Origin of the sequence: Streptomyces shaanxiensis (assembly GCF_039537145.1) — a bacterium.
GTDB lineage: Bacteria > Actinomycetota > Actinomycetes > Streptomycetales > Streptomycetaceae > Streptomyces > Streptomyces shaanxiensis.
The window spans coordinates 422066-445383 of sequence record NZ_BAAAZY010000011.1 but is presented as its reverse complement, the minus strand read 5'-3'; the positions used below and the strand labels follow the sequence as shown (position 1 = coordinate 445383).

Sequence of the window (23318 nt, the reverse complement as noted above, 5' to 3'; positions counted from 1 at the left end):
CCGGACCATGGCCCTGACCCTGAGCGACGTGGACCGGTTCGAGGCATCGAGGCCCCGCCTGGCGGCCATCGCCTACCGCCTGCTCGGCTCGGCGAGCGAGGCCGAGGACGCCGTGCAGGAGACGTTCCTGCGCTGGCAGGCCGCCGATGTCGACCGTGTCGAGGTCCCCGAGGCCTGGCTGACGAAGGTGCTCACCAACCTGTGCCTCAACCAGCTCACCTCGGCCCGCGCCCGGCGCGAGACCTACGTGGGCCAGTGGCTTCCCGAGCCGCTGCTCGCCGGGGACCCGATGCTCGGCCCGGCCGACACCGCCGAGCAGCGCGAATCGGTGTCGTACGCGGTCCTCGCCGTACTGGAACGCCTCTCGCCGGGCGAGCGGGCGGTGTACGTGCTGCGGGAGGCCTTCGCCTATCCGCACCGGGAGATCGCCGAGATCCTCGACCTCACCGAGGCCGCCTGCCAGCAGATCTACCACCGCGCCAAGAAGCACGTCGCGGCCGGCAAGGCCCGCACCGAGGTCGACGAGGACGCTGCCCGGCGGATCGTCGAGGAGTTCCTCGCGGCCGCGACCAGCGGTCGTACCGAGCCCCTCGTGCGGCTGCTCACCCAGGACGCCGTCTCCATCGGCGACGGCGGCGGGAAGGTCCCGGCGCGCGCCAAGGCGTTCGAGGGTGCCGTCGCGGTGGCGAAGTTCCTGCGGGGCCTGTTCAAGCCCAGCGAGGCCAAGCGTGCCCTGATCGGCGGCTCGCCCGAGGTGTACGCCACGACCGCCAACGGCGGCCCGGCCATCGTGGCGGTCCTCGACGGGCGGGTCGTCGGCGTCATGTGCCTGGAGGTGACCGCCGAGGGCATCGCCGGGTTCCGCAACCAGGTCAACCCCGACAAGCTCGAACGTGCGACCGCGCGGTGGGCGGCCACGGACCACGGGGAGCCCCTGCTGCGCGACGCCTTCTGAGCAATCCGATCAATGCCCCCTCTCGTATGTGACGTGCTTCACATTCCATTCCTGTCAGGAAACGGCGGGCTGCCCGGTTCAAGTGGCGAATCCGCTCAAGATCCGCCCAAGACAGGAGTACGGACATGCAGCACCGCATCGTCGTCCTCGGAGCCGGCTACACCGGGGTGACCGCCGCAGGCCGCCTCGCCAAGCGGCTGCACCGCGCGGACGTCACCATCACCCTCGTCAACGCCGAACCCGACTTCGTCGAGCGCGTACGGATGCACCAGCTCGCGGTCGGCCAGGAGCTCAAGCCCCGGCCCTTCGGCGAGATGTTTGCGGGCACGGGCGTCGAGCTGAAGCTCGCGAAGGTCACGGGCGTGGACGTCGACCGCAAGACCGTCACCGTTCTCGACGGCAAGGGCGCCGAGGAGCTCACCTACGACACGCTCGTCTACGCCCTCGGCAGCGGCTGGAACGACCACGGCGTCCCCGGCACCGCCGAGCACGCCCACGAGATCGCCTCCCGACCCGGAGCGCTCCGGCTGCGCGAGCGCCTGGCCCGGCTGGACGCCGGACAGCCCGTGGTCGTGGTCGGCGGTGGCCTCACCGGCCTGGAGGCCGCGACCGAGATCGCGGAGGCCCGCCCGGACCTCGACGTCGCCCTCGCCGCCCGCGGCGCCCTCGGCGACTGGCTCTCGCCCAAGGGCACCCGGCACCTGCGGAAGGTCTTCGCCGGGCTCGGCATCACCGTGCACGAGCACACCGCGGTCACCGAGGTCGCGGCCGACCACGTCAGCGCCGCCGACGGCGGCAGGATCCCGGCCGCGGTCACCGTCTGGACCACCGGCTTCGCCGTCCACCCGATCGCGCGGGCCACCGCCCTGGAGGTCACCGACACCGGCCAGATCGTGGTCGACGGGACCATGCGCTCGGTCTCGCACCCGGACGTGTACGCCGTCGGCGACGCGGCCATGGCGATGGGCGCCGGCGACAAGCCGCTGCGGATGTCCTGCGCCTCGGGCGGCTTCACCGCGTGGCAGGCCGCCGAGGCCATCACGGCACGCCTGACCGGCGGGAAGCTCCCGAGTGTGCCGCTGCGCTACTTCAATCAGTGCATCTCGCTGGGCCGCAAGGAAGGCCTGATCCAGTACGTCACCGCCGACGACCGTGCCGTCTCGGCGGCCCTGACAGGACGGCTCGCCGCCGTCTACAAGGAGCTGGTCTGCAAGGGCGCCGCCTGGAGCGTCGCCAACCCGACGTTCGGGATGCCGACCCGGCGCCGCCGCGTCGTATCGGAACCCGACCTGGCGGGCTCGGCGGTCAAGGCGTCGGCCTGACCGGGCCGGGCCCTAGCGGAAGGTGCGGCGGTAGGTGTCCGGGGGCACGCCGAGGGTGCGGTTGAAGTGCCGGCGCAGCGTCGTGGCGGTGCCCATGCCGGTGGCCGCCGCGATGGCGTCGATGCTGTCGTCGGTGCTCTCCAGCAACTCCTGGGCGCGGCGGATCCGTTGGGTCAGCAGCCACTGCAGCGGGGTGGTGCCGGTGGCCGCCCGGAAGTGGCGGCCCAGGTGGCGCGAGCTCATCCGGGCCCGGCGGGCCAGGTCCTCCACGGTCAGCGGCCGGTCCAGGCGCTCGACGATCCAGGGGAGCAGCGCGGAGAGCGGGTGGTCGTCCCGGGCGGGTACGGGGGCGGCGACGAACTGGGCCTGGCCGCCCGCCCGGTGCGGCGGCACGACCAGCCGGCGGGCGACGGTGTTGGCGATCCCCGAGCCGTGGTCGAGGCGGACGAGGTGCAGACACAGGTCCATCGCGGCGGCCTTGCCCGCCGAGGTGAGCACGCTGCCGTTGTCCACGTAGAGCACGTCGGGGTCGACCGTCACCTTCGGGTAGCGCTCGGCGAGCACCTCCGTGTGCGCCCAGTGCGTGGTCGCGCGCTTCCCGTCCAGCAGGCCGGCGGCGGCCAGGACGAAGGCGCCCGTGCAGAGGGAGGCCACCCGGGCGCCCGCCTCGTGGGCCGCGCGCACCGCGTCGACCAGGCCGGCCGGCGGATCCACGTCGACGTCCGCCCAGCCGGGGACGATCACGGTGTCGGCGTACCGGAGCCGGTCGAGCCCGCCGTCGGGCTCCAGCAGGAACCGGCCGACCCGCACGGCGTCCGGCCCGCACACGGCGACGTCGTACCAAGGGACCGGCACGCCGGCCGGAGCGGCGCCGAACACCTCGTGGGCCACGGACAGTTCGAAGTGCAGCATGCCGTCGGTGACGGCCAGCGCGACAGTGCCCATGTCCGGAATTGTACGAGCCCTGTCGTTCCGGACACTCACGGCCGAGCGCCGACCCCCGCCAGGCTGGTCCACAGCAGGTCGAGCAGACCGAGCGGATCCTTCGAGCACGGGGAGAACTCATGGGAACGGCGCACACGGTGGCGGTCTTCGGCGCCTACGGGCACACGGGGCGCTTTGTGGTGGCACAGCTGCGGGACCGCGGGTTCGTCCCGGTCGCCTCCGGCCGCGACCTCGACAAGCTGCGGGCGCTGGCCGCGTCCGAGCCCGGCCTCGACATCCGTCCGGCGTCCGTCGACGACCCGGCCTCCCTCGACCGCGCGCTGGCCGGTGCGGCGGCCGTGATCAACTGTGCCGGGCCGTTCGCCGTGACCGCCGCCCCCGTGATCGAGGCGGCACTGCGCGCCGGGATCCCGTATGTGGACGTGGCGGCCGAGATCGAGGCCAACCTCGACACGTTCACGCACTTCGCGGACCGCGCTCGCGCCGCGGGAGCGGTGATCGTCCCGGCGATGGCCTTCTACGGCGGCCTCGGCGACCTGTTGGCCACCGCGGCCATGGGCGACTGGACGACGGCCGACGAGGCGCACATCGCGTACGGGCTGGACGGTTGGCACCCCACCGCCGGGACCCGGGCCGCGGGCGATGTCTCCCGGTCGCGGCGCGGCGGCCGACGGGTCCGCTACGCGGGCGGGCGCCTGGAGTACCGCGACGACGCCGCGCCGACCGAGAAGTGGGCCTTCCCCGACCCGATGGGCACCAGGACCGTCATCGGCGAGTTCACGATGGCCGACGTCGTCACGATCCCCAGCCACCTGTCCGTTCCGGAGGTGCGCACCTACATGACGACGGAGGCGGCCAGGGACCTGGCGGCCCCGGACACCCCGGCACCGGCCGCGGTCGACGAGAGCGGCCGGTCCGCGCAGACCTTCCTCGTCGACGTGGTCGTACGCTCCAACGGCACCGAACGGCGTGCCGTGGCGAGCGGGCAGGACATCTACGCCGTCACCGCGCCCCTCGCGGTGGAAGCGGTCCACCGCATCCTCACCGGGCGGACCAGGACGGTCGGCGTCGCCTCGGCCGGCGCGATCTTCGACGCACCCGACTTCCTCGGGGCGCTGTCCGACCGAATCTCCGTCGAACTGCCCCGTTGAACCCCGGTCAACCCCGGTGAACGGCCTGCCCGGTGCCCTCGGGCGGTGCTGTGCCCAGGACATAGGCTGTCCCTGCTCAGGCAGTCATCAGCGCGAGGGGTCGTGAACGACGTGTCGAATGATCCGGGCGCCGCACCCTCGGCCGGCCCCGCCGCGGACGTGGCCCGTACGCCGATGCCGCCCTCCGTCCGGGCGGGTGCCATGACCCACGCGATCTTCCGGGTGGCCCGCCTGCACCGGATGCTCGCCGGCCAGCTCCTGCGCCGTGTGGGCCTGCACCCCGGGCAGGAACTCGTCATGATGCAGCTGTGGGACCTCGGCCCACAGCGCCAGACCGACCTCGTGCGCCTGCTCGGGTCGGACGCGGCCACCATGACCCGTACGGTCAAGCGGCTGGAGAACGCGGGCTTCGTCCGCCGGCGGCCCAGCGAGACCGACAAGCGGGCCACCATCGTCGAGCCCACCGCGGCCAGCCTCGCGCTGCGCAAGGACGTCGAGCAGGTCTGGGCGGAACTCGAGGGCAGCGTCGCCGACGGTCTGGAGGCGGACGAACAGGACACGATGATCCGTGTCCTGGACCGTATCGAGGACCGGCTCAGCCGCGCGGTCGAGCGCCACGACCCGCTGTCGTAGCCGTCAGAGGGTGGCCCGCAGGCGGCTGACGGTGACGAAAAGGGCGCGGCCTGGGGCGTCGCCAAGCCGACGGTGGGCATCCCTGCCCGGGCGCCGCCGCGTCCTACGGGAGCCGGCCCGGGCGGGCTCGGCGGGCACTCGCCCACCCACCCACCCGGCCCACCACGGTCGGAGTCCATGACCTGAGCGTCAACGGCTGGTGCTGAGGGCGTAAGACCACCTGGGCGCTGCCCCGGACCCGGATGCGCGCGTCGTACATCAACGGCTCCTCCGGCGACACGGTCAACTCCACGGCCCACGGCGCCTGGAAGTAGTTCACGTTCACCAACTGACCGGCAGCCAGGGCCAGTTGTCGGCTATGTCGGCTGATCGTCCACACGTTGCCGATGGCGACCGCGATCAACCTCCTCCCGCTCGCCGCGGAGGCGAATGACGCCTACCAGCGCACGAGCTTCAGGCACTGGAACGCCGGCCGGAACCCCACCGACGGATGCAACACCCGAGCGGAGGTGCTGCTCGCCGAGGCGGTCGAACGGCCCCAGATCCTCCCCGGCTGCAAGCTCTCGGGCGGGCGCTGGTGGTCGTACTACGACGCCAAGTGGCTCACCTCGGCGTCCGCCCTGGACGTCGACCACATGGTGCCGCTCGCCGAGGCCTGGGGCTCCGGAGCGTCCCAGTGGACCGCCGAGCGGCGCGAGGCGTACGCCAACGACCTGGCCGTCCACCCCTCCCTCGTCGCCGTCTCGGCGGCCTCGAACCGCAGCAAGGCCGACCGCGACCCTTACGAATGGCTGCCGCCGGCCGTCGAGGTCGCGTGCCGGTACACCTCCGAGTGGATCGCGACCAAGCTCCGCTGGGGGCTGACCGCCGACGCCCTCGAAATCGGCACCCTCGCCCAGCAGGCGGACGCGTGCGCCGGCGCCACCGTGACCTACGAACCCGCGCCGTAGAGCCGCGGCCTCGCTCCGCCCGCCCCGCCCCGCCCTGTCAACGGGCAGGGCGGGGCGCGCCGCGTTGACGCGGCGGCGTCACCATCGGCCTGACGGGCACCCCTCCTGGCCAGGGGGTTCATTCCGGGTGGGGGCGTGAAGGGGCGCACCCGGCGGGAATCCGGGCCTCACGCGCCGTCCCGTTCCATCACTGAAAGTAACTGATTGCTGCTAATTGTTTACGGAACGTGACGTCGAGTGTGTGTCGTCACGTCGACCATTCATGCGCACAGGAAAGAGGTACGTGATGCCGCTCGAGACCGCGACAGCACCGGCGTCCGGGGCCGAGGCGACGCAGCAGCCGGAGCCGCAGAGCCTCAGTACCGCGGCGGCGCGCAATCTGGCCACGACCACCAAGTCCGAACCCCAGATGCAGGGGATCAGCTCGCGTTGGCTGACCCGGATGCTGCCGTGGGTGAACGTGCCGGGCGCGACCTACCGGGTCAACCGCCGGCTGTCGTACACCCTGGGTGACGGACGGGTGTCCTTCGTCAAGACCGGCGCGAAGGTCCAGGTCGTGCCGGCCGAGCTCGGCGAGCTGCCGTCGCTGCGCGGCTTCACCGACGACGACGCGCTCGGCGCCCTGGCCGACAAGTTCGTGCAGAAGGAGTTCGAGCCGGGCCAGGTCATCGTGCGGGCCGGCCGGAAGGCCGATCACGTGTACCTGGTCGCGCACGGCAAGGTGGAGAAGATCGTCGAGGGTGCCTACGGCGACGAGTCGGTCGTCGGGCTGCTGGCCGACGGGGACACCTTCGGCGGGCACGTGCTGGCCGAGCCCGGCAGCAAGAAGTGGGAGTTCACGGCGCGCACGCTGACCGCCACGACGGTCCTCGCACTGCCGCTGACGGCGTACAAGGCGATCGCCGAGCGGCACGACGGACTGCGCGCGCATGTGCGGATGATCAGCTCCAACGGCCACCGGAAGATGAACAGGTCCGGCGAGGCGGAGATCGCGCTGAGCTCGGGCCACACCGGCGAGGCCGCTCTGACGCAGACGTTCGCCGACTACGAACTCGCCCCGCGTGAGTACGAGTTGAGCGTGGCGCAGACGGTGCTGCGGGTGCACAGCCGGGTCGCCGACCTCTACAACGAGCCGATGAACCAGACGCAGCAGCAGCTGCGGCTGACCATCGAGGCGCTGCGCGAGCGACAGGAGCACGAGCTGGTCAACAACAAGGAGTTCGGCATGCTGCACAACGCCGACTTCGACCAGCGCATCTCCACCTTCTCGGGCCCGCCGACCCCGGACGACCTGGACGAGCTGCTGAGCATGCGGCGCAAGACCCGCTGTTTCCTCGCCCACCCGAAGGCCATCGCCGCGTTCGGCCGCGAGTGCAACAAACGGGGCATCTACTTCGGCGGCGTGGAACTGCACGGAAACCAGCTGCCCGCCTGGCGCGGGGTGCCGCTGCTGCCGTGCGGCAAGATCCCGGTCACCCCGCAGGGCACCTCGTCGATCATCGCGATGCGCACCGGCGAGGACGACCAGGGCGTGATCGGCCTGTACCAGACGGGGATCCCGGACGAGGTCGAGCCCGGCCTGAACGTGCGGTTCATGGGCATCGACGAGAAGGCGATCATCTCGTACCTGGTCAGCAACTACTACTCGGCGGCCGTGCTGGTGCCGGACGCGCTCGGCGTCCTGGAGAACGTCCAGGTGACCCGTACGAACGGGAACTGACAGCCGTGTCGTTGATCTCCCGGGCCTTCGCGCCCGCGGCGGACCACGACGTGGCCGGGCTGGTACGGGCCCTGCTCTCGGCGCAGCCGTCGGCACCGCCCCGGTTGCCGGCCGCACCGGTGGCGGCGCGCGTCCCCCGGCTGCCGTCCGCTCCCACGGGACTGGGCACGTCAGCGGCCCGGATTCCCCGGCGCCCGCTCACGCCCGCCGCGCCGGACGTCGCAGGGCCGCCCGCTCCCGTACTGCCCACCGGCCCGACCGGCCTCGGCACGGCGGCCGCCCGGCCACAGCCGCCCGCTCCCCGTCCGGAACCGGCGCGGCCCTCGGCATCGTCCGACCTGGACCGCAGGCTGCACTGCCCGCCCGCCGTACGGGACGACCCCGCGCTCGGCGAGACCGTCAACGAGCGGCTGGTCGAGTGGGCCGAGGAGGTCGGGATCTATCCCGGCAAGCTCGACATGGTCCGCAAGGCCGGCTTCGGCCGCCTCATGATGCTCGCCCACCCCGAGACGGACGACCCCGACCGGCTGCTGGCGGCGGCCAAGTGCGGGCTGTCCGAGTGGTCCGTCGACGACCACTACATGGACGGCGAGGTGGAGGAGGCCCGCCCCGAACTGCTCGGGCAGCGCCTCGCGATCGCCCACTCGGTGATCGACCAGGCCCACCTCCCGCGGGCGTACGCGCCCCAGCTGGAGGAGGTCGTGCGCACCGACCCCGTCATGCGGGCCCTGCGTTCCGGCCTGGACAACCTCGCCCGGTTCGCCACCACCACACAGGTCCGCCGGCTCCGCCACGAGCTGGGCATCATGTTCGTCGCCTACAACCAGGAAGGCGTCTGGCAGAACACCGGACAGACACCGCCTGTCTGGGAGTTCCTGATGCACCGGCACGAGAACAGCTTCATCCCGTGCATGGTGCTCGTCGACGCGATCGCCGGATACGAGCTGCCGCAGGGCGAGTTCGCCGACCCGCGGGTCCGCCGCGCGTTCACGCTGGCGGGCTCGGCGACCGTGATCGTCAACGACCTGTACTCCATGGGCAAGGAGGACCCGACGGACTTCAGCCTGCCCCGGCTGATCGCCGCCGAGGACGGCTGCTCCCTGGAGGAGGCCGTCGACCGCACCGTCGACATCCACAACGAGCTCATGCAGACCTTCGAGGCCGAGGCCGCCGCCCTCGGTCCGACCGGCTCCCCCGAGCTGCGCCGGTTCTTCGCGAGCACCTGGGCCTGGGTCGGCGGCAGCCGCGAATGGCACGCGACCAGCGGCCGCTACCACGGCGAGGACGCGAACGCCGCCTGAGCCCACGCCCGTTCCCCCTCCCACAAGCAAGCAGCACAAGCAAGAAGGTTCCTCACCCATGCCCCGTATCTCGACACAGATGGAGGACATCGCCATGGGCGACGTCCTGCGCACCGACTACCAGAAGTCCGTGGCCGCCTACTGGAACGCCGAGAAGGACCCGGTCAACATCCGGCTCGGCGAGGTCGACGGCCTCTACCACCACCACTACGGCCTCGGCGACTACGACCCCTCCGTGCTGCACGGAGACCCCGAGACCCGCGAGCAGCGCGTCATCGAGGAGATGCACCGCCTGGAGACCGCCCAGGCCGAGGTACTCCTCGACCACCTCGGCGACATCGCCCCCGGTGACCGCCTCCTGGACGCCGGCTCCGGCCGCGGCGGCACCAGCTTCATGGCGAACGCCCGCTTCGGCTGCCACGTGGACGGCGTGAGCATCTCGGAGCAGCAGGTCGCCTTCGCGAGCGAGCAGGCCGAGAAGCGGGGCGTGGCCGACAAGGTCCGCTTCCACTTCCGCAACATGCTCGACACCCGCCTGGAGACCGGCTCACGGCGCGCGATCTGGACCAACGAGACGACGATGTACGTCGATCTCCTCGAGCTGTTCGACGAGTTCTCCCGCCTGCTGGAACCCGGCGGCCGCTACGTCTGCATCACCGGCTGCTCCAATGACGTCACCGGCATGCGCTCCAAGGCCGTCAGCAGGATCGACGAGCACTACACCTGCAACATCCACCCCCGCAGCGAGTACTTCAAGGCGCTCGCGGCCAACAACCTCGTCCCCATCCAGGTCGTCGACCTGACGCCCGACACGATCCCGTACTGGGAACTGCGCGCGCAGTCCTCGGTGGCCACCGGCGTCGAGGACCCCTTCCTCACCGCCTACAAGGAGGGCAGCTTCCACTACCTCCTGATCGCCGCCGACCGCATCTGACCCCCGCGTCCGGGCCGACACGCGCAACGGGGCCGGGCCCGGACGCGGTCAACCACCCTCACCACCAACCACCCTCACCACCACCCCCCCCACCAGCGCAGTCATCGGCATGTCATCGCGATGTGATCAGCCGTTCCTAGCGTCTGGGGTGTTCGTTGCCGGGCACGTCCACAACCCTTGGGGGAGTTCAGCCATGTCGAGAACGAGCAGGATCGCACGGGCCGCCCGCACCGCGGCCATGACGGCGGCGTTGGCGGTCGGAACCGCCGTGGCGTTCCCCTCCGCCGCGCAGGCGGCCGACGCGGAGCACTACTACATCCAGATCGGCGGCACCGGCGAGACACCGCCCGCGCCCCACTGCACCTACTCCTACGACGCCGCCAACGAGGCTCTCCAACTCGGCGACTCCGCGATCCCGGTGTGCTACCCGGCCACCGCGGGACCGTTCATCGGCCCCAACGGCCCGCTCCTCGAGGGCCTGGAACCGCACCCCGACGCCATCACCGCGCCGAGCTACGACGCCAGCGTGCAGCAGGGCTACCAGGAGGCGTTGAGGGTGGCGAAGGAGACCCACCGGGCCCACCCGGACGCCCGCATCACGATCACCGGCTACTCCCAGGGCGCACAGGTCGCGGACGAGGTGCTCCAGACGATCGCGGCCGGCGGCACCGGCATTCCGCTCTCGCAGGTCGACGGCAAGCTCTATGCCGACCCGATGCAGCCCGGCACCGGCTTCACGGCCAACATCCCGAGGGGATGGGGCGTACCCGGGTTCACCTCTCCCGGCGCCGGGCCGACGGACTTCAACGGCATCCCGGTCACGCGGTACTGCATCACGGGCGACCCGGTGTGCGACGCGTCCCTCCTGAACGCGCCGGGCTACTTCAGCCTGCACGGGAACTACCCGGCGCCCGGCAACGCCATCGCCCAGACCCTCGGCGACGCCCCCGGCAACGGCATCCAGTGGCGGAACCCCGACGGGAGCCCCAGGTAGGGCTCTTGGGAGCAGGGGTTCCCGAGGGGCGGCCACGGGAGGGAAGGCCTCGGGAGGGAGGACCCCTGTAAAGAAGGCCCCCTGAGGGGAGGGGGCCGGCGGCCCGGCCGATCACGCTTCGGCCGGGCCGGCTCCGCGCGAGGACGTGCCGTCGTCCGCGCCCGGTCGGCGTCGGCGGCCGAGGTCGTCCAGAACGCGGGAGATCCTCGCCCGGCCCGCGTCGGCGGCGGGAAGGGCGGTGGCCCGCTCGAAGAAGTCGCGCGCCCCGGCCAGGTCCTCCGCCACGGCGCCGTGCCAGATCAGCCGGTGGCGTATCGCGATCTCCGAGGCGGTGCCGGTCTGCTCGTCCAGGAGCGCGCGTGACCGGCGACGGAGCTCGGCGGCCGCCCGCGGGTTGCCCAGCTGAGCCTCGGCCGTGGACAGCCTGCCCAGGACGGCGGAGTACAGGGGGACGTCCCCGAGACGCCTGGCCAGGTCCTCGGCCTTCCCGAGGGTGCCCACGGCGTCGGCCGGCCGGCCGAGGTCGAGTTGGAGACCGCCGAGGCGCAGCAGAGTCTTGCCGTGCAGCCTGGGACTGCCCGTCTTCTCGGCGAGGGCGATCGCCTCCAGGTAGCGGTCGTACGCCTTGTCGTACTCGCCGAGCTGGTGGTGGATGTCGCCGACGCGGGTCATGACCGAACCCGTGAGCCAGCCGTCGTGTTCGAACGTCCCCACCAGGTGGGCGACTTCGGCGAAATGGGTCATGGACTCGGCTATCCGCCCCTCCAGATTGGCGAACGTCCCGAGACCGGCCGCGGCCCTGGCCCGCTCGTGCGGGTCACCGGCCCGGCGGCTGATGTCCAGCGCCTCCGTGAACCAGGTGCGGGCCTGCTGGTAGCGGCCCTGCAGCCCGTACATGATGCCCAGGCCCGTGCGCAGCGCGGAGACCATCCGCCGGTCGGTCGCCTGGCCGACCAACGGCAGCACCGTCTCCAGCGCGGTGCGGCACTCGTGGAACCGCCCCTGTCGGGTGAGGTAGTCGACCAGGCCCTCGGCGATCCAGCAGGCGTCGTCCAGATGGCCCACGGCCGCCGCCTGCCCGACCACGTCGACCAGTTCGCCGCCCGCCGCGTCCAGCCAGTCCGTGGCCTCCTCCCAGTCCGTGAAGGGTCCGGTGCCCTGCGGGCCGGTCGGGAAGGAGGCGCCCCAGTCGCTGGCGCAGCGGGCGGCGGCCACGTACAGCCGGAACACACCGCTGCGGCCCGCCGCGACCTCGTCGGGTGACGTGGCGGCGACGCGTCGGGCGTAGACCGCCGCCAGGTCGTGCAACCGGTAGCGGTCGGCGGTCACCCGCTGCACCAGGCTCGTGTCGGCCAGCCTCTCCAGGTCGCGCTCGGCGTCGGCGGGTGTCCGGTCGAGCAGGGCGGCCAGCGTCAGCCGGTCCAGCCGCACGGTGGGCGACAGGCCCGAGACACGGAAGGCACGCTGCTCGGCGGCCGGGAGCCGGTCGTAGGAGAACTGGAACGCGGCCTCGACGCTGCGATCCTCCACCGCGAGCTCGTCGAGCCGACGCTCGTCGTCCGCAAGCCGCGCCAGCAGGGCTTCCACCTCCCACAACGGGCGGTCCTGTATGCGGGCTCCGACGATGCGCAACGCCAGCGGAAGCCGGTCGCACAACGCGGCCAGTTCGCGTACGGCCGCCCGCTCGCGGTCGGATCCCTCGCCGCCGACGATGCGGGTCAGCAGCCCTGCCGCCTCGTCGATGCCGAGCGGGGACAGCGACACTCTGCGGTCCGCGTCCAGGCCCGTCAGACGCCGTCGGCTCGTCACCATGACCATGCTGCCGGAGCCGGCCGGTAGCAGCGGGCGCACCTGCTCGGCGCGGGCGGCGTCGTCGAGGACGAGGAGCAGCCGAAGGGACGCGGTCGCCGCCCGCCACGACGCGGCCGTCTCGTCCAGGTCCTCGGAGCCCTCGCCCTCGCCGGCACCCACTGCCCGCAGCAAGCGGCGCAGTACGCGTTGCCGCCCCGCCGTCCCACGGTCCTCGCGGTGTCCGTGCAGCTCCACGAACAGACAGCCGTCGGGGTACTGGTCCCGCAGCGCTCGCGCCGCGCGCACCACCAGGGCGGTCTTCCCGACCCCGGCCATGCCGTCCACCGCCCGGACGGTGACCACCCGAGCGTCGCCGGGCGCGACGAGAAGATCCAGCTCCCGGTCCCGGCCCGTGAAGTTGCCGATTTCGACGGGCAGTTCATGACGTGCCGGACGCTTCCGCGGAGCAGGACCCGGCCGGTGAGGTTCGGCGGGCCGCTTCGGCACCTGCACCTCACCCCGGAGAACCGCCTCGTGCACCCGTCGCAGTTCGGCGCCGGGCTCCACCCCCTGCTCGTCCACCAGCCGGCGGCGCACCGCGGCGTACACGTCCAGCGCGTCGGCCTGCCGGTTGCCGGCATGAAGGGCCCGCATGAGCAGGGCGGCCAGGGCCTCGTTGTGGGGGTGGGTCGTGGTCAGGGAGAACAGTTCGCCCACGGTCTCGGCGTGCCGTCCCAACCGGAGCTGGCAGTCCACCTTGTCCTGCACCAGCACGAGCCGCCGCTCCGCCAGCCGCAACCGCTCCCCCTCCGCGAAGGGTCCCGGAATGCCGGTCAGGGGCTCACCGTGAAAGAGTCCCAGCGCCTGGGACCAGGCCTCCACCGCGGCGTCCAGATCTCCGGAGTCCCTCGCCGAACGCCCTTCGGCGGCGATCTCCTCGCAACGCTCCAGGTCCACTTCCGCGCTCTTCGGGGCGAAGCGATAGCCGCCGCGAACGGTGGCGATCACGGAATCCGCCGAGGTCCTTTCGCCTCCGTGCGCATCCAGGCGCCGGCGTAACCGGTGCACATAGACCGGGATCACCCTGTGGCCCGTGCCGGGGGGATCCGCGCCCCACACCCCGTCGAGCAGCTGCTGCCGACTGACCGTCCTGCCCGGTCGAAGCAGGAGAGCGGCCAGGAGAGCCTGTTCACGAACCGGCCCGAGTTCCAGACGCGCGCCGCCCCGCCAAGCCTGGAGCGGCCCCAGCAGAGCGAATCGGAGTTGCTGATTTGCATCCGTGGACAACTCACGCGTGATCGGCACGCGGGGAGCCTATAGGGACCGCGGCCACCTGCTGTGGACATCACAAGTCCTGCGCCTCTCGCGTACGGCGGCACCACACGCGCCTCGCCGGCGCGACCGCTTCCGGGCGGGCGCCGGGGTGGTCACCTTCCCTTGGCTGCGGAGGAGGAGCGGCGGCGGCCCTGGGCGGGGCGGCCGCGGCCGGTGCGCCGAGCGGAACCCGTGCGCTCGGGTCGGTTCTCGGTGACGGGCGGGGTGAGGACGACGGGCACTCCCGAGGGAGTCCGGGCACCGGTGATACGGGTCAGTTCCTCCCCGCCCGAGCGGACCCTGGTGGTCGTCGGGGCGATGCCGGCGTCGGCCATCAGACGCGTCACTTCGCGGCGTTGGTGGGGCAGGACCAGGGTGACGACGGTGCCGGACTCGCCGGCGCGGGCGGTACGGCCGCCGCGGTGCAGGTAGTCCTTGTGGTCGCCGGGCGGATCGACGTTGACGACGAGGTCGAGGTCGTCGACGTGGATGCCGCGGGCGGCGACGTTGGTGGCGACCAGGGCCGTGACGTGCCCGTCCTTGAACTGGGTCAGGGCCCGGGTGCGCTGGGACTGCGACTTGCCGCCGTGCAGGGCCGCGGCCCGCACACCCACGGCCAGGAGCTTCTTGACCAGCCGGTCCGTCGCGTGCTTGCTGTCCAGGAACATGATCACCCGGCCTTCACGGGCGGCGATCTCCGTCGTGGTGGCGTGCTTGTCGTCGTCCTCCACGTGCAGCACGTGGTGATCCATCGTCGTGACGGCGCCCGCGGACGGATCGACCGAGTGGACCACGGGATCGTGGAGGTAGTTGCGAACCAGCCGGTCGACATTACGGTCCAAAGTGGCCGAGAACAGCAGCCGCTGGCCGTCGGGCCGCACCTGGTCGAGCAGGGCGGTCACCTGCGGTATGAAGCCCATGTCGGCCATCTGGTCGGCCTCGTCCAGGACGGTGACGGCGACGCGGTCCAGACGGCAGTCGCCCCGGTCGATGAGGTCCTTGAGCCGGCCCGGCGTCGCGACGACGACCTCGGCTCCGTTGCGCAGTGCGTTCGCCTGACGGCCGATCGACAGTCCGCCGACGACGGTGGCGAGCCGCAGGCGCAGCGCCCGGGCGTAGGGGGTGAGGGCGTCGGTGACCTGCTGCGCCAGTTCGCGCGTGGGGACGAGGACGAGGGCCAGCGGCTGCCGGGGCTCGGCCCGCTGCCCCGCGGTACGGGCCAGCAGCGCGAGGCCGAAGGCCAGTGTCTTGCCCGAACCGGTGCGGCCCCGGCCCAGGACGTCCCGGCCGGCCAGCGAGTTCGGCAGCGTCGCGGCCTGGATGGGGAACGGGGCGGTCACGCCTTCGGCGCGCAGGGTGGTCAACAGCCGCTCGGGCATGTCGAGATCGGTGAACGCCTCGACCGCCGGCAGTGCGGGGGTCAGCGTGACCGGCAGCGCGAACTCCCCACCGGACGCGGCGGGTCGGCCTCCGCGACCGCTCCGCCCGGCCTTGGCCGAACGGGAGGGAGCGCTCTGGCGGCCCGTCCCCTGCGAGCGGGCGCGATTGCTCCGGGCGGAGCTGCTGTTCGTACGAGCCGAGCGGTTCATGGGGGACCTTCCTCGATACGGCACCTGCGGCGCGCGGCACCTGTGGCGCCTGTCGCACCAGTCGCACATGGCCGGGGCCCACACCCCAAGGTGCGGGCCCCGGCCATGCGTGCGCGTCAGCGTCAGGCGGGAACGATGTTCTCGGCCTGCGGGCCCTTCTGGCCCTGCGTGACGTCGAAGGTCACCTTCTGGCCTTCCTGAAGCTCACGGAAACCCTGGGTGGCGATGTTCGAGTAGTGGGCGAACACGTCCGGGCCGCCACCCTCCTGCTCGATGAAGCCGAAGCCCTTTTCCGAGTTGAACCACTTCACGACGCCAGTTGCCATACTGAATCTCCCTAAGGCAGTGCCCGGACCCGCACCTTGCGGACCCGGTGTCGCAGCAACGATTTGACCTGACGGGAAGAGTTGAAAAGTCCCGGAAAGCCCCGGAAACAAAAAGAGTGCCCGTCGACGGAAGGTCGAAGAGCACTCAGAAGCCTCTGGTAACCAATACTGCCACTTCCTAGCAAGGTAGCACAGCCGGGCCGAGCACCGCGTCGGCTTCCCGGGTCCCGGTTCCCGGAGCCCGTCAGCCGATCCGTTCGATCCACTCGCTGCCGCCCAGCGGGTAGTCGTAGCCCGGGCGGTTCACGTCGGCGCTGGTGCGGAACGGGGCGTCGTCGTTGTCGATGTGGATGGTGCCGCGCCGGCTGCCGCTGGACCAGTCCAGGGTGAGGTCCCACCGAACGTCGTGGGCCTTGGTGCGTGCGGTGACGTAGAACACCTCCGGGTCGGACTCGCTGACCTTGTACGGGAAGTCGCGCTGGCCGTTCTTGACGGTGACCGTGGGACTGCCGTTGTCGAGGTCGATGTCGAACGACTTGGTGCCGACGCCTCCGCCGCAGCCGACGCCCATCGAGTAGTCGTTCCAGGCGAGCGGAGCGCCCTTGGTGAGGACGCGTACGTGCAGGTCGTTCAGTACGACGGTGTCCTTGCCGGTGCCCTGGACGGTGAGGGCGATCCGCTGTTCGCCCGAGGACACCGCCCCGTACGCGGCGGCCCAGCGCGGGGCGTCCTGCTCGGTCGCCGGCGGGCCGACCTGCTCGGGTTCGCTGTTCACGAGGAAGTGCTGGCTGCACGGGTCGTCGTAGACGTAGGGACGGACGCCGACAGCGAGCGGGACGGCGTCGGAGGCACTGCCGTCCGTGGGCCGGCTCCCGCCCTGCTCGCCGTCGCCCTTCGCGGCGCCGGACCCGGCGCTCCCGGACCCGGTGCCGGTGGCGGAGGGGGAAGAGGCCGGCTTGTTCCGCTTCGCGCTCGGCGACGGGGAGGCGGACGGCTTCCGGGGGTCCGCCGTGCCGGTGGTCGGGGCGGTGGCACCGGCCGCCTCCCGGTCGTCCGAGTCGTTGCCGCCGCCGAGCGGCGGACCCACGGTGAGTACGACGGCTCCCAGGACGGCGGCCACCGCGGCGGAGGCGATCAGCACGGTACGGCGACGGCGGGGACGAAGGGGCGGCGCGAGCTCGCTCGGTACGTCGACGACGACCGGCTCGGGTGGTGCGGCAGCCGTATCAGCCGTGGCAGCTGCCCCAGCCGTATCAGCTGCATCAGTCGTATCCGCCGAACCGGCTCCCGCAGCCGACCCCGTCCCCGTGGCCTGGTCCGCCCTGCTCCCCCGTGCCGCGTCCGCCAGGATCCAGCGCCGGTGCAACTCCACCAGCTCCTGCGGTGTCGCCCGGCAGACCCTCGCGAGGCGCTCCACCGGCGCGTAGTCGACGGGCACCGCTGTGCCGTTGCAGTAGCGGTGCAGCGTCGACGTGCTCATGTGCAGCCGCTTGGCCAGCGCCCCGTAGCTGAGTCCCGAGCGGTCCTTGAGCTCCCGCAGCAGCCGCGCGAACGCCTCCGTTCCATCGGCCCCTGTTGCCCCTGCCACCCGTTTCCCCATCCCCTCGTGTTCCAGTCCCGCGTTCCAGGGACACTGCCTCGCCCCTGGTCAGAGGGCGTTTCGGCGTTCCAGCGTCCCCAACTGCCCGCCATGCGTGGCGGTTGGGACAGATCGCCCCACAAGCTTCGGTCATCCAATCACCACGGCCACCCGAACACCGAAGGGGCACAGCAACATGTCCAACCTCCGCACCTCCCGCACTCGTCTCGTCGGCGCCGCCGCGACCGTCGTTCTCGCCGCGCTCTCCCTGACCGCGTGCACCGACGGCACGGGCGTCAACGATGAGGGCTCCTCGGCGACCAACACGCCGAGCGCGGACTCCTCTTCCACCGCTGCCTCTTCCGGCGCTTCGTCCTCCGGTTCCGGTTCCGGCTCCGGGTCCGACTCCGGTTCCGCCTCCTCCTCGGAGGCCGGTTCCGCCAACGGCACCACAGGGTCCGCCGGTGGCGCCGCTGCGTCCGAGTCGGAGGGGTCCGACTCCGCCGGCAAGCCGGTCACCTGCGAGGGGTCCAACACCAAGACGGTCGCGGCCCCGCTGAACCGCCCCGTGAACCACATGCTGCTCACGGTGACCAACACCGGTGGCAAGACCTGCTTCCTCTACGGCTACCCCGCTGTCCGCTTCGGCGAGGCCCAGGCCGTGCCTCCGGTCATCGAGGACTCGCAGCCGCAGGCAGTCGTCACGCTCGCGCCGGGCGAGTCCGGCTACGCCTCGGTGAACCTGTCGGCCACCGACGGCAGCGGTTCCGACGGCCGCACCGTCAACTCCCTGGCCGTCTACTTCCACGGCCGCTCCGGCAACGAGAGTGTCGGCGCGGGCGCCAACCCGTCGCTGCCCGCGAAGGGCGTCTACGTCGACGACTCGCTCAAGGTCACGTACTGGCAGCAGTCCATGGACGACGCCGTCAACTGGTGACGCCCGAGCGCGCCCTCGAAGAACCGGCCCACAGACCCCGGCAGGCAGGTGACCCACCATGCGCGGCACCCGAAGGATCTCCCGACTCGTGACCGCCCACTTCGGCGCGGCCTTCCAGGTGATCGTCCTGGGCGGCACGGGCCACCTGCCGCAGGAGGCGGGGGTCCGCCGGCGCCGCCACCCGGTCTGAACGGGCCGCCGGGACGCCACCTGCTCCGTGGGGCGGGTGATGCCGGGTCGGACCGGGACCGGCCCCGCCGCACGGCTGCGTGAGGCGCCGCGTCGGCTCCACGGCGTGGGCGCCGTCCCCGGCATCGGCGAACGACGGCGAGGTCGGGCTCCGCGTCGATGATGGCGGCGAACCGGCACGGACCACGGCCTGGTCGTCGACCACCATCACTCGGACCGTCGCAGTGGTTCGGGCTGTGATGAGGACACCTCCCCGGTGTTGGTGGCGGTGTCGGTGGCGGTGCCCGCCCCTCGTCTCAGTACGGCCAGCAGCTCGCGCATGGCGGCAAGGCCCGCTCTGGCCTGCTCCGCGGCGCCGTCGAGGTCGCCGCGTTCGGCATGGACGACCACGTCGTTCGCGTGCCGGAGCACGGCCTGGCGCAGCTCCGCGGCGATGCGCTGCCGCTCCTCGTACGCCTCCACGACGGCGGACCACACCGCGGCCGTCAACGCGCTGTCCTCACGCCGTGTGACGCGCTCGCGGCGCCTTCGGACGAACACGCCCGAGCCCCAGACCCCGGCCATCGGCAGGGCCAGGAACACGGTGAGGAAGAGGGCGAAGAAGACGAGGAAGGGGAGACCTCCACCGCCTGCCTCGGCCTCGAGCGGGCCGCCGCCGAACACGTCCAGCGCGACCGCCGTCAACGCCAGACCGCCCGCCGTCGCCAGGATCGCCGGCCAGGTGTGACCGGCGGGTCCGGCGAAGGCCGCCACCGCGTGCAGGGCCACGCACTCCGCGCCGGCCCCTGCCACGGCCAGGGACCAGGCCACGTCCGACGGCAGCAGCCCGTACGCCAGTGCGACCGGGGGGATCCAGGCGCTGACCGACACCAGGAGGAGGACGGTCCAGGGAGCCCGACGCCGCCACAGCAGCGGCAGCGCGTGCAGGACGGCGGGCAGGCAGGCCGCTGCGGTGGCGGCGGGCCGCTCGATGAGGACGGCGACGACCGGGAGCGCCGCGACGGCGAGCACGGTCGCCGTATCGGCCCAACTCGCCCTCGGCAGGGCCGGTTGGCGGCGCACCGCCGACGACGGGTGCGGCAGCCGCGCACGGACGGACCATCCCGGAACGTCCCGGCGAGGGCCCGCTTCGAGGGTGCCGCCGAGCCCGGCCGCCCTGTCCCGCATGCCCGCGGTACCCCGACCGGAGCCGAGCCCCTGCCGCGCCTCGGGTGCGCGGGCCGCCGCCTGCGCCGCTCCGTCGTCCTCCACGAGGAGGTCCAGCGCTCCGTCACCGTCCCGCACCACGACACGTACGGCGGCGCCGGGGGCGTAGCGCAGCGCATTGGTGAGGGCCTCGCGGACGATGCCGAAGGCCGCCTCGGCCACCGCACCCGTCAGGCCGGCCGGTCCGGGGGCCATGTCCAGGCTCACGCGCTGGCCCAGGCGCCCGAATCCCGCGGCGAGTTCGGCGACGCGCTCCTCGAGCGGGCTCTCCTCGTCGGCCGCCGAGCTCCGCATCACGGTCACGAGCCGGTGCAGTGCCGCGACGGTCTCGCGCCCGGCCTCCGCCGCCAGCCGCAGGGCATCGGCGGTCAGTTCCGGCCTGCGGTCGCCGAGGCGGCGTGCGGCGTCCGCGGTGACCACGACGGAGGTGAGGTGGTGCGCGCTGACATCGTGCAGTTCACGGGCGAGACGGTGCCGTTCCGTGGACGCCGCCGTGCCCCGTACGGCCTCGGCCCGGGCCAGTTCCCGTTCGGCGGCCCTTCGTCCTGCGAGCCATTGGCGGCGCCCGTGGCCGGCGCCCACGGTGGCCGCGCAGATCGCGAGGCTCACCAGGGCCTCACCGCCGATGTCGACAGCGGAGTCGTACCGCGGCAAGGACCTGAGCACCGCCGATCCGGTCAGTACGGACGCGACGAGGACGGCCGTCCCGGCCGGACGCAGGACCGCGACCGAGTACAGCGCGACCACGCCCGCCACCATGGCGGCCAACAGCGCTTCGTCCGGCACGACGAACTCGGTGACCGTGATGGCCTCGACGGTGAGCGTCGCGGCGACCGGGAAGCGCCTGCGCACTCCCAGTACGGCGACGGCCGACGCGGTCACGGCCAGCCCCACGGCGAGCTGCGGTGCCGCCACGGCCTCGCCGCGCAGCAGCGTGCGTCCCGGCCAGACGGACAACTGCACCACCGCCAACAGCGCGGGCAGCAGCCAGTTCCGTATGTGCCCCATGATGGCGACGATCATACGTTCGGTCCTCTGTCAGGTGTGTCTGTTCGGGGGCGTCCCTATCCCAGGTTGGAGACGCCGATCGTGCCCACGGCCGACGCCACGGCCGTCCACCGCCGGGATGCTGATGCACATGACGACGCACACCCTCCACGAGTCGCCTCAGCCCTCCGACCCGGCCTGGACACAGACCGCCCCTGCGCCCGCGCAGCCGCTTCCGTACCACCGGCAGGCTCGGGCGACCGGCCATCACCGGTGGTGGCGGCCGCTGGTGGGGACCGGCGTCGTGTTCGTCGGCGTGACCCTCGTCATGCTGGTGGTGCTCATCGGCAGCGAGATCGCCGGGGCGGTCCTCGACCGTCCCCGCAATGATGACGGCGACCTCGTGTGGGGCGGAATCGGTGACAACGCCCTGGCGCTGCTGTCCATCGCCCTCTGGATACCGGTGGTACTGCTGGCCGCGCGATGGGTGCAGCGGCGCCCGGCGGGCACGGTCTCGTCGGTGGCGGGCGGGCTGCGATGGCGCTGGCTGGGGCTGTGCCTCGCGGTGGCCCTGCCCGTGGCCGCGGCGTCCCTGGGCATCTCCCTGCTCCTGCCCGAATCCGAGGTCAGCGGGCCGGAGCTGACGTGGGCCGGACTGTCGCCGTTCCTGCTCGGTCTCGCGAGCGTCTGCCTGCTCGTGCCGTTCCAGGCCGCGGCCGAGGAGTACGTCTTCCGTGGCTGGCTGGTGCAGGCGGTCGGCGCCTGGTGCCGCTCACCGTGGGTCGCGGTGATCCCGCAGGCGCTGCTCTTCGCCGCCGCGCACGGCTGGGGAACTCCCTGGGGGTTCGCCGACCTGGTGGTGTTCGGCCTCATCACCGGGCTGCTGACCATCCGTACGGGCGGACTCGAAGCGGCGATCGCGCTGCACGTGCTCAACAACCTCCTCGCCATGGGCGTCATGTCGGCGATCGCCGGAGGGCTCGCATCCGAGGAGACGGCTGCCGACATGAACTGGATGATGGTGGCCGTCGACGTCCCGATGGTCGCCCTCTACGCGGCAGTCGTCCTGTGGCTCGCCCGCCGCCGGTGAGGTTCTCCGGCCGCAGGATCGTGTCGAGTTGGTCGGTGCTGAAGAGGCCGGCCTCGGCGGCGAGGCCTTTTGGCGGGAGCAGGGCGTCCGGGAGGAGAAGGATGGACCGCGACCCGACTCTTTCGGACAGGGGGCGGCATGGAGGCGCCCGGACCCCTGCTCAGCGCAGCGCGCTCTTCTGCTGCCACTCGCTCCACGACAGGTTCCACGCGCCGAAGCCGTTCCCGGGTGCGACCACGCCCTTGGTGTCCTTGCCGGTGATCTCGAACGGGTCACCCGGCCGCACCTGCCCGTAGAACCAGGCGGCGTTCGCGTCGCTCATTCCTATGCAGCCGGAGCTCTGGTTGGAGTTGCCGAAGTAGCGGGCGTTCCACGGGGCGGCGTGCGCGTACATGCCCGACCAGGTCAGCCGCATCGAGTAGTCGACCATCTTGTCGTAGGCGTCGCGCAGGCCCACGGTCTCGGAGTTCATGTTGATCGTGCCCTCCTTGGCCATGAGGACGGCGGTTCCGCGCCAGGACCGCTTGTCACCGCCGGGCGTGCCGCCGGAGACCGGTATGCGCCGGACCGTCTCGCCGTCGCGTTCGAGTGCGAGCTGGTGGCTGTCGAGGTCGACCTTGACGATCTGCCGGGCGCCGATGGTGAAGGCGGTCGTGTAGTCGCGTACGAACCAGCCGCCGTCCGTGCCCGAGTCCGTGCCGTTCAACTCGGCGTTCAGCGTGACCTTGGTGCCGGGCTTCCAGTACGCCTTGGGCCGCCAGTCCACCCGGTCCCGGCCCGACCAGTCCCGTATCCAGCCCCAGGAGCCCTCGGTGTCGTTCGAGGTGGTGATCCTGAGCTGCTTCTCGACCTCGGCCTTGTTCTTGACCGGGTTGTCGAAGACCAGGGAGATCGGCTGGGCGACGCCGACGGTGGCGCCGGCGCCCGGTCGCCAGTCGACCTTGTTGACCTTGTCCGCCGGAGCCGTGCTGAAGTCGGCCCTGGTGCTCTTGGCGGTGCCGCCCTCGGTCCGGGTCGCCGCCGTCACCGCGTACGACGCGCCGGGTACGGCCTTGCGGTCCGAGACCCACGACCGGCCGTCGGCGGCGACCTTGCCGGCGAGCCGGTGGCCCTCGTCGTCGGTGACGGTCACCGAGGTGAGTCGGCCGCCCGAGGCCGTGACCTTCACGGGCTCGCCCGCCGGGGCCCGTTCTCCCTCGGGCGTGACGGTGACCGTGACAGGGCGGTCGTCGGCGCTCGGCTTCCCCTCGCTGTCCGGGGCAGAGGAGGAGCCGCTCGACGAGCAGGCGGCGAGCGGCGCCAGCAGGGCGGCCATGGCGGCGGCCCCGACGGCGGCCCGGACGCGGGCATGGGCGAGGACACGGGTGCGCGACAACAGGACCTCCGGGGGGCGGGAACGGGGTGG

The 23318-nt window shown here is 72.2% G+C and carries 18 protein-coding genes and 1 pseudogene; 12 read left to right on the top strand and 7 right to left on the bottom strand.

The window, feature by feature from the left end; translation table 11 throughout:
* Positions 1 to 7: 7 nt before the first annotated feature.
* Both ABD932_RS21745 and ABD932_RS21740 read left to right on the top strand, forming a co-directional pair.
* Positions 8 to 955 carry an RNA polymerase sigma-70 factor gene (locus ABD932_RS21745; RefSeq protein WP_345015188.1) on the top strand — a complete coding sequence of 316 codons (948 nt, stop codon included), beginning with the start codon at positions 8 to 10 and terminating at the stop codon, positions 953 to 955.
* Positions 956 to 1080: 125 nt separating this feature from the next.
* Positions 1081 to 2277: an NAD(P)/FAD-dependent oxidoreductase gene (locus ABD932_RS21740; protein WP_345015187.1), complete on the top strand. Its 1197-nt coding sequence runs from the start codon at positions 1081 to 1083 to the stop codon at positions 2275 to 2277.
* A gap of 12 nt (positions 2278 to 2289) precedes the next feature.
* On the opposite strand, the gene ABD932_RS21735 is transcribed toward ABD932_RS21740, so the two are convergent.
* Positions 2290 to 3222, bottom strand: coding sequence for a helix-turn-helix domain-containing protein (locus ABD932_RS21735; protein WP_345015186.1), 933 nt, complete (start codon positions 3220 to 3222; stop codon positions 2290 to 2292).
* 119 nt (positions 3223 to 3341) lie between these two features.
* Between ABD932_RS21735 and ABD932_RS21730 the strand changes: the two genes are divergently transcribed.
* From ABD932_RS21730 to ABD932_RS21700, 7 genes and pseudogenes are all read left to right on the top strand, one after another.
* Entirely contained in the window at positions 3342 to 4373 is a 1032-nt protein-coding gene (locus tag ABD932_RS21730; protein WP_345015185.1) for a saccharopine dehydrogenase family protein, read from the top strand.
* Between the two features lie 174 nt (positions 4374 to 4547).
* Entirely contained in the window at positions 4548 to 5006 is a 459-nt protein-coding gene (locus ABD932_RS21725) for a MarR family winged helix-turn-helix transcriptional regulator (protein WP_345015405.1), read from the top strand.
* Positions 5007 to 5383: 377 nt separating this feature from the next.
* Positions 5384 to 5956, top strand: a pseudogene (locus ABD932_RS21720) (HNH endonuclease family protein); the annotation flags it as partial.
* 286 nt (positions 5957 to 6242) lie between these two features.
* The gene (locus ABD932_RS21715) at positions 6243 to 7676 is read left to right on the top strand and encodes a family 2B encapsulin nanocompartment shell protein (RefSeq protein WP_345015184.1); all 1434 of its coding nucleotides are present in this window, start codon (positions 6243 to 6245) and stop codon (positions 7674 to 7676) included.
* Between the two features lie 5 nt (positions 7677 to 7681).
* Positions 7682 to 8977: a family 2 encapsulin nanocompartment cargo protein terpene cyclase gene (locus tag ABD932_RS21710; protein WP_345015183.1), complete on the top strand. Its 1296-nt coding sequence runs from the start codon at positions 7682 to 7684 to the stop codon at positions 8975 to 8977.
* Positions 8978 to 9035: 58 nt separating this feature from the next.
* Complete coding sequence (locus ABD932_RS21705) at positions 9036 to 9911, top strand: geranyl diphosphate 2-C-methyltransferase (RefSeq protein ID WP_345015182.1); 876 nt, start codon at positions 9036 to 9038, stop codon at positions 9909 to 9911.
* Between the two features lie 193 nt (positions 9912 to 10104).
* A complete protein-coding gene (locus ABD932_RS21700; RefSeq protein WP_345015181.1) occupies positions 10105 to 10905 on the top strand; it encodes a cutinase family protein in 801 nt (266 codons plus the stop codon).
* A gap of 111 nt (positions 10906 to 11016) precedes the next feature.
* Here the strand turns inward: ABD932_RS21700 and ABD932_RS21695 are convergent, their stop codons facing one another.
* The 4 genes from ABD932_RS21695 to ABD932_RS21680 form a co-directional block, all read right to left on the bottom strand.
* Positions 11017 to 14001, bottom strand: a complete 2985-nt coding sequence (locus tag ABD932_RS21695; protein ID WP_345015180.1) for an AfsR/SARP family transcriptional regulator — start codon at positions 13999 to 14001, stop codon at positions 11017 to 11019.
* A 122-nt stretch (positions 14002 to 14123) separates the two neighbouring features.
* On the bottom strand, positions 14124 to 15599 hold the full coding sequence (locus ABD932_RS21690; RefSeq protein ID WP_345015179.1) for a DEAD/DEAH box helicase: 1476 nt from the start codon (positions 15597 to 15599) through the stop codon (positions 14124 to 14126).
* A gap of 122 nt (positions 15600 to 15721) precedes the next feature.
* Complete coding sequence (locus ABD932_RS21685) at positions 15722 to 15925, bottom strand: cold-shock protein (RefSeq protein ID WP_250083286.1); 204 nt, start codon at positions 15923 to 15925, stop codon at positions 15722 to 15724.
* A gap of 244 nt (positions 15926 to 16169) precedes the next feature.
* Entirely contained in the window at positions 16170 to 17513 is a 1344-nt protein-coding gene (locus tag ABD932_RS21680; RefSeq protein ID WP_345015178.1) for a helix-turn-helix domain-containing protein, read from the bottom strand.
* A gap of 187 nt (positions 17514 to 17700) precedes the next feature.
* Between ABD932_RS21680 and ABD932_RS21675 the strand changes: the two genes are divergently transcribed.
* Together ABD932_RS21675 and ABD932_RS21670 are read left to right on the top strand one after the other, a co-directional pair.
* Positions 17701 to 18441 carry a DUF4232 domain-containing protein gene (locus ABD932_RS21675; RefSeq protein WP_345015177.1) on the top strand — a complete coding sequence of 247 codons (741 nt, stop codon included), beginning with the start codon at positions 17701 to 17703 and terminating at the stop codon, positions 18439 to 18441.
* 58 nt (positions 18442 to 18499) lie between these two features.
* Positions 18500 to 18631, top strand: coding sequence for a hypothetical protein (locus ABD932_RS21670; RefSeq protein WP_345015176.1), 132 nt, complete (start codon positions 18500 to 18502; stop codon positions 18629 to 18631).
* Positions 18632 to 18837: 206 nt separating this feature from the next.
* On the opposite strand, the gene ABD932_RS21665 is transcribed toward ABD932_RS21670, so the two are convergent.
* Entirely contained in the window at positions 18838 to 20859 is a 2022-nt protein-coding gene (locus ABD932_RS21665; protein ID WP_345015175.1) for a sensor histidine kinase, read from the bottom strand.
* Positions 20860 to 20974: 115 nt separating this feature from the next.
* Between ABD932_RS21665 and ABD932_RS21660 the strand changes: the two genes are divergently transcribed.
* The gene (locus ABD932_RS21660) at positions 20975 to 21913 is read left to right on the top strand and encodes a CPBP family intramembrane glutamic endopeptidase (RefSeq protein WP_345015174.1); all 939 of its coding nucleotides are present in this window, start codon (positions 20975 to 20977) and stop codon (positions 21911 to 21913) included.
* Positions 21914 to 22073: 160 nt separating this feature from the next.
* Here ABD932_RS21660 and ABD932_RS21655 read toward each other — a convergent pair whose 3' ends face one another.
* Complete coding sequence (locus tag ABD932_RS21655) at positions 22074 to 23228, bottom strand: L,D-transpeptidase (RefSeq protein ID WP_345015404.1); 1155 nt, start codon at positions 23226 to 23228, stop codon at positions 22074 to 22076.
* Positions 23229 to 23318 lie beyond the last annotated feature (90 nt).

Excerpts from the sequence above, each read along its gene's own strand:
- ABD932_RS21745 (WP_345015188.1), top strand. The coding sequence starts at position 8 with ATGGCCCTGACCCTGAGCGACGTGGACCGGTTCGAGGCATCGAGGCCC.
- ABD932_RS21740 (WP_345015187.1), top strand. The coding sequence starts at position 1,081 with ATGCAGCACCGCATCGTCGTCCTCGGAGCCGGCTACACCGGGGTGACC.
- ABD932_RS21735 (WP_345015186.1), bottom strand. The coding sequence starts at position 3,222 with ATGGGCACTGTCGCGCTGGCCGTCACCGACGGCATGCTGCACTTCGAA.
- ABD932_RS21730 (WP_345015185.1), top strand. The coding sequence starts at position 3,342 with ATGGGAACGGCGCACACGGTGGCGGTCTTCGGCGCCTACGGGCACACG.
- ABD932_RS21725 (WP_345015405.1), top strand. The coding sequence starts at position 4,548 with ATGCCGCCCTCCGTCCGGGCGGGTGCCATGACCCACGCGATCTTCCGG.
- ABD932_RS21715 (WP_345015184.1), top strand. The coding sequence starts at position 6,243 with ATGCCGCTCGAGACCGCGACAGCACCGGCGTCCGGGGCCGAGGCGACG.
- ABD932_RS21705 (WP_345015182.1), top strand. The coding sequence starts at position 9,036 with ATGCCCCGTATCTCGACACAGATGGAGGACATCGCCATGGGCGACGTC.
- ABD932_RS21700 (WP_345015181.1), top strand. The coding sequence starts at position 10,105 with ATGTCGAGAACGAGCAGGATCGCACGGGCCGCCCGCACCGCGGCCATG.
- ABD932_RS21690 (WP_345015179.1), bottom strand. The coding sequence starts at position 15,599 with ATGAACCGCTCGGCTCGTACGAACAGCAGCTCCGCCCGGAGCAATCGC.
- ABD932_RS21685 (WP_250083286.1), bottom strand. The coding sequence starts at position 15,925 with ATGGCAACTGGCGTCGTGAAGTGGTTCAACTCGGAAAAGGGCTTCGGC.
- ABD932_RS21675 (WP_345015177.1), top strand. The coding sequence starts at position 17,701 with ATGTCCAACCTCCGCACCTCCCGCACTCGTCTCGTCGGCGCCGCCGCG.
- ABD932_RS21670 (WP_345015176.1), top strand. The coding sequence starts at position 18,500 with ATGCGCGGCACCCGAAGGATCTCCCGACTCGTGACCGCCCACTTCGGC.
- ABD932_RS21665 (WP_345015175.1), bottom strand. The coding sequence starts at position 20,859 with ATGATCGTCGCCATCATGGGGCACATACGGAACTGGCTGCTGCCCGCG.
- ABD932_RS21660 (WP_345015174.1), top strand. The coding sequence starts at position 20,975 with ATGACGACGCACACCCTCCACGAGTCGCCTCAGCCCTCCGACCCGGCC.
- ABD932_RS21655 (WP_345015404.1), bottom strand. The coding sequence starts at position 23,228 with ATGGCCGCCCTGCTGGCGCCGCTCGCCGCCTGCTCGTCGAGCGGCTCC.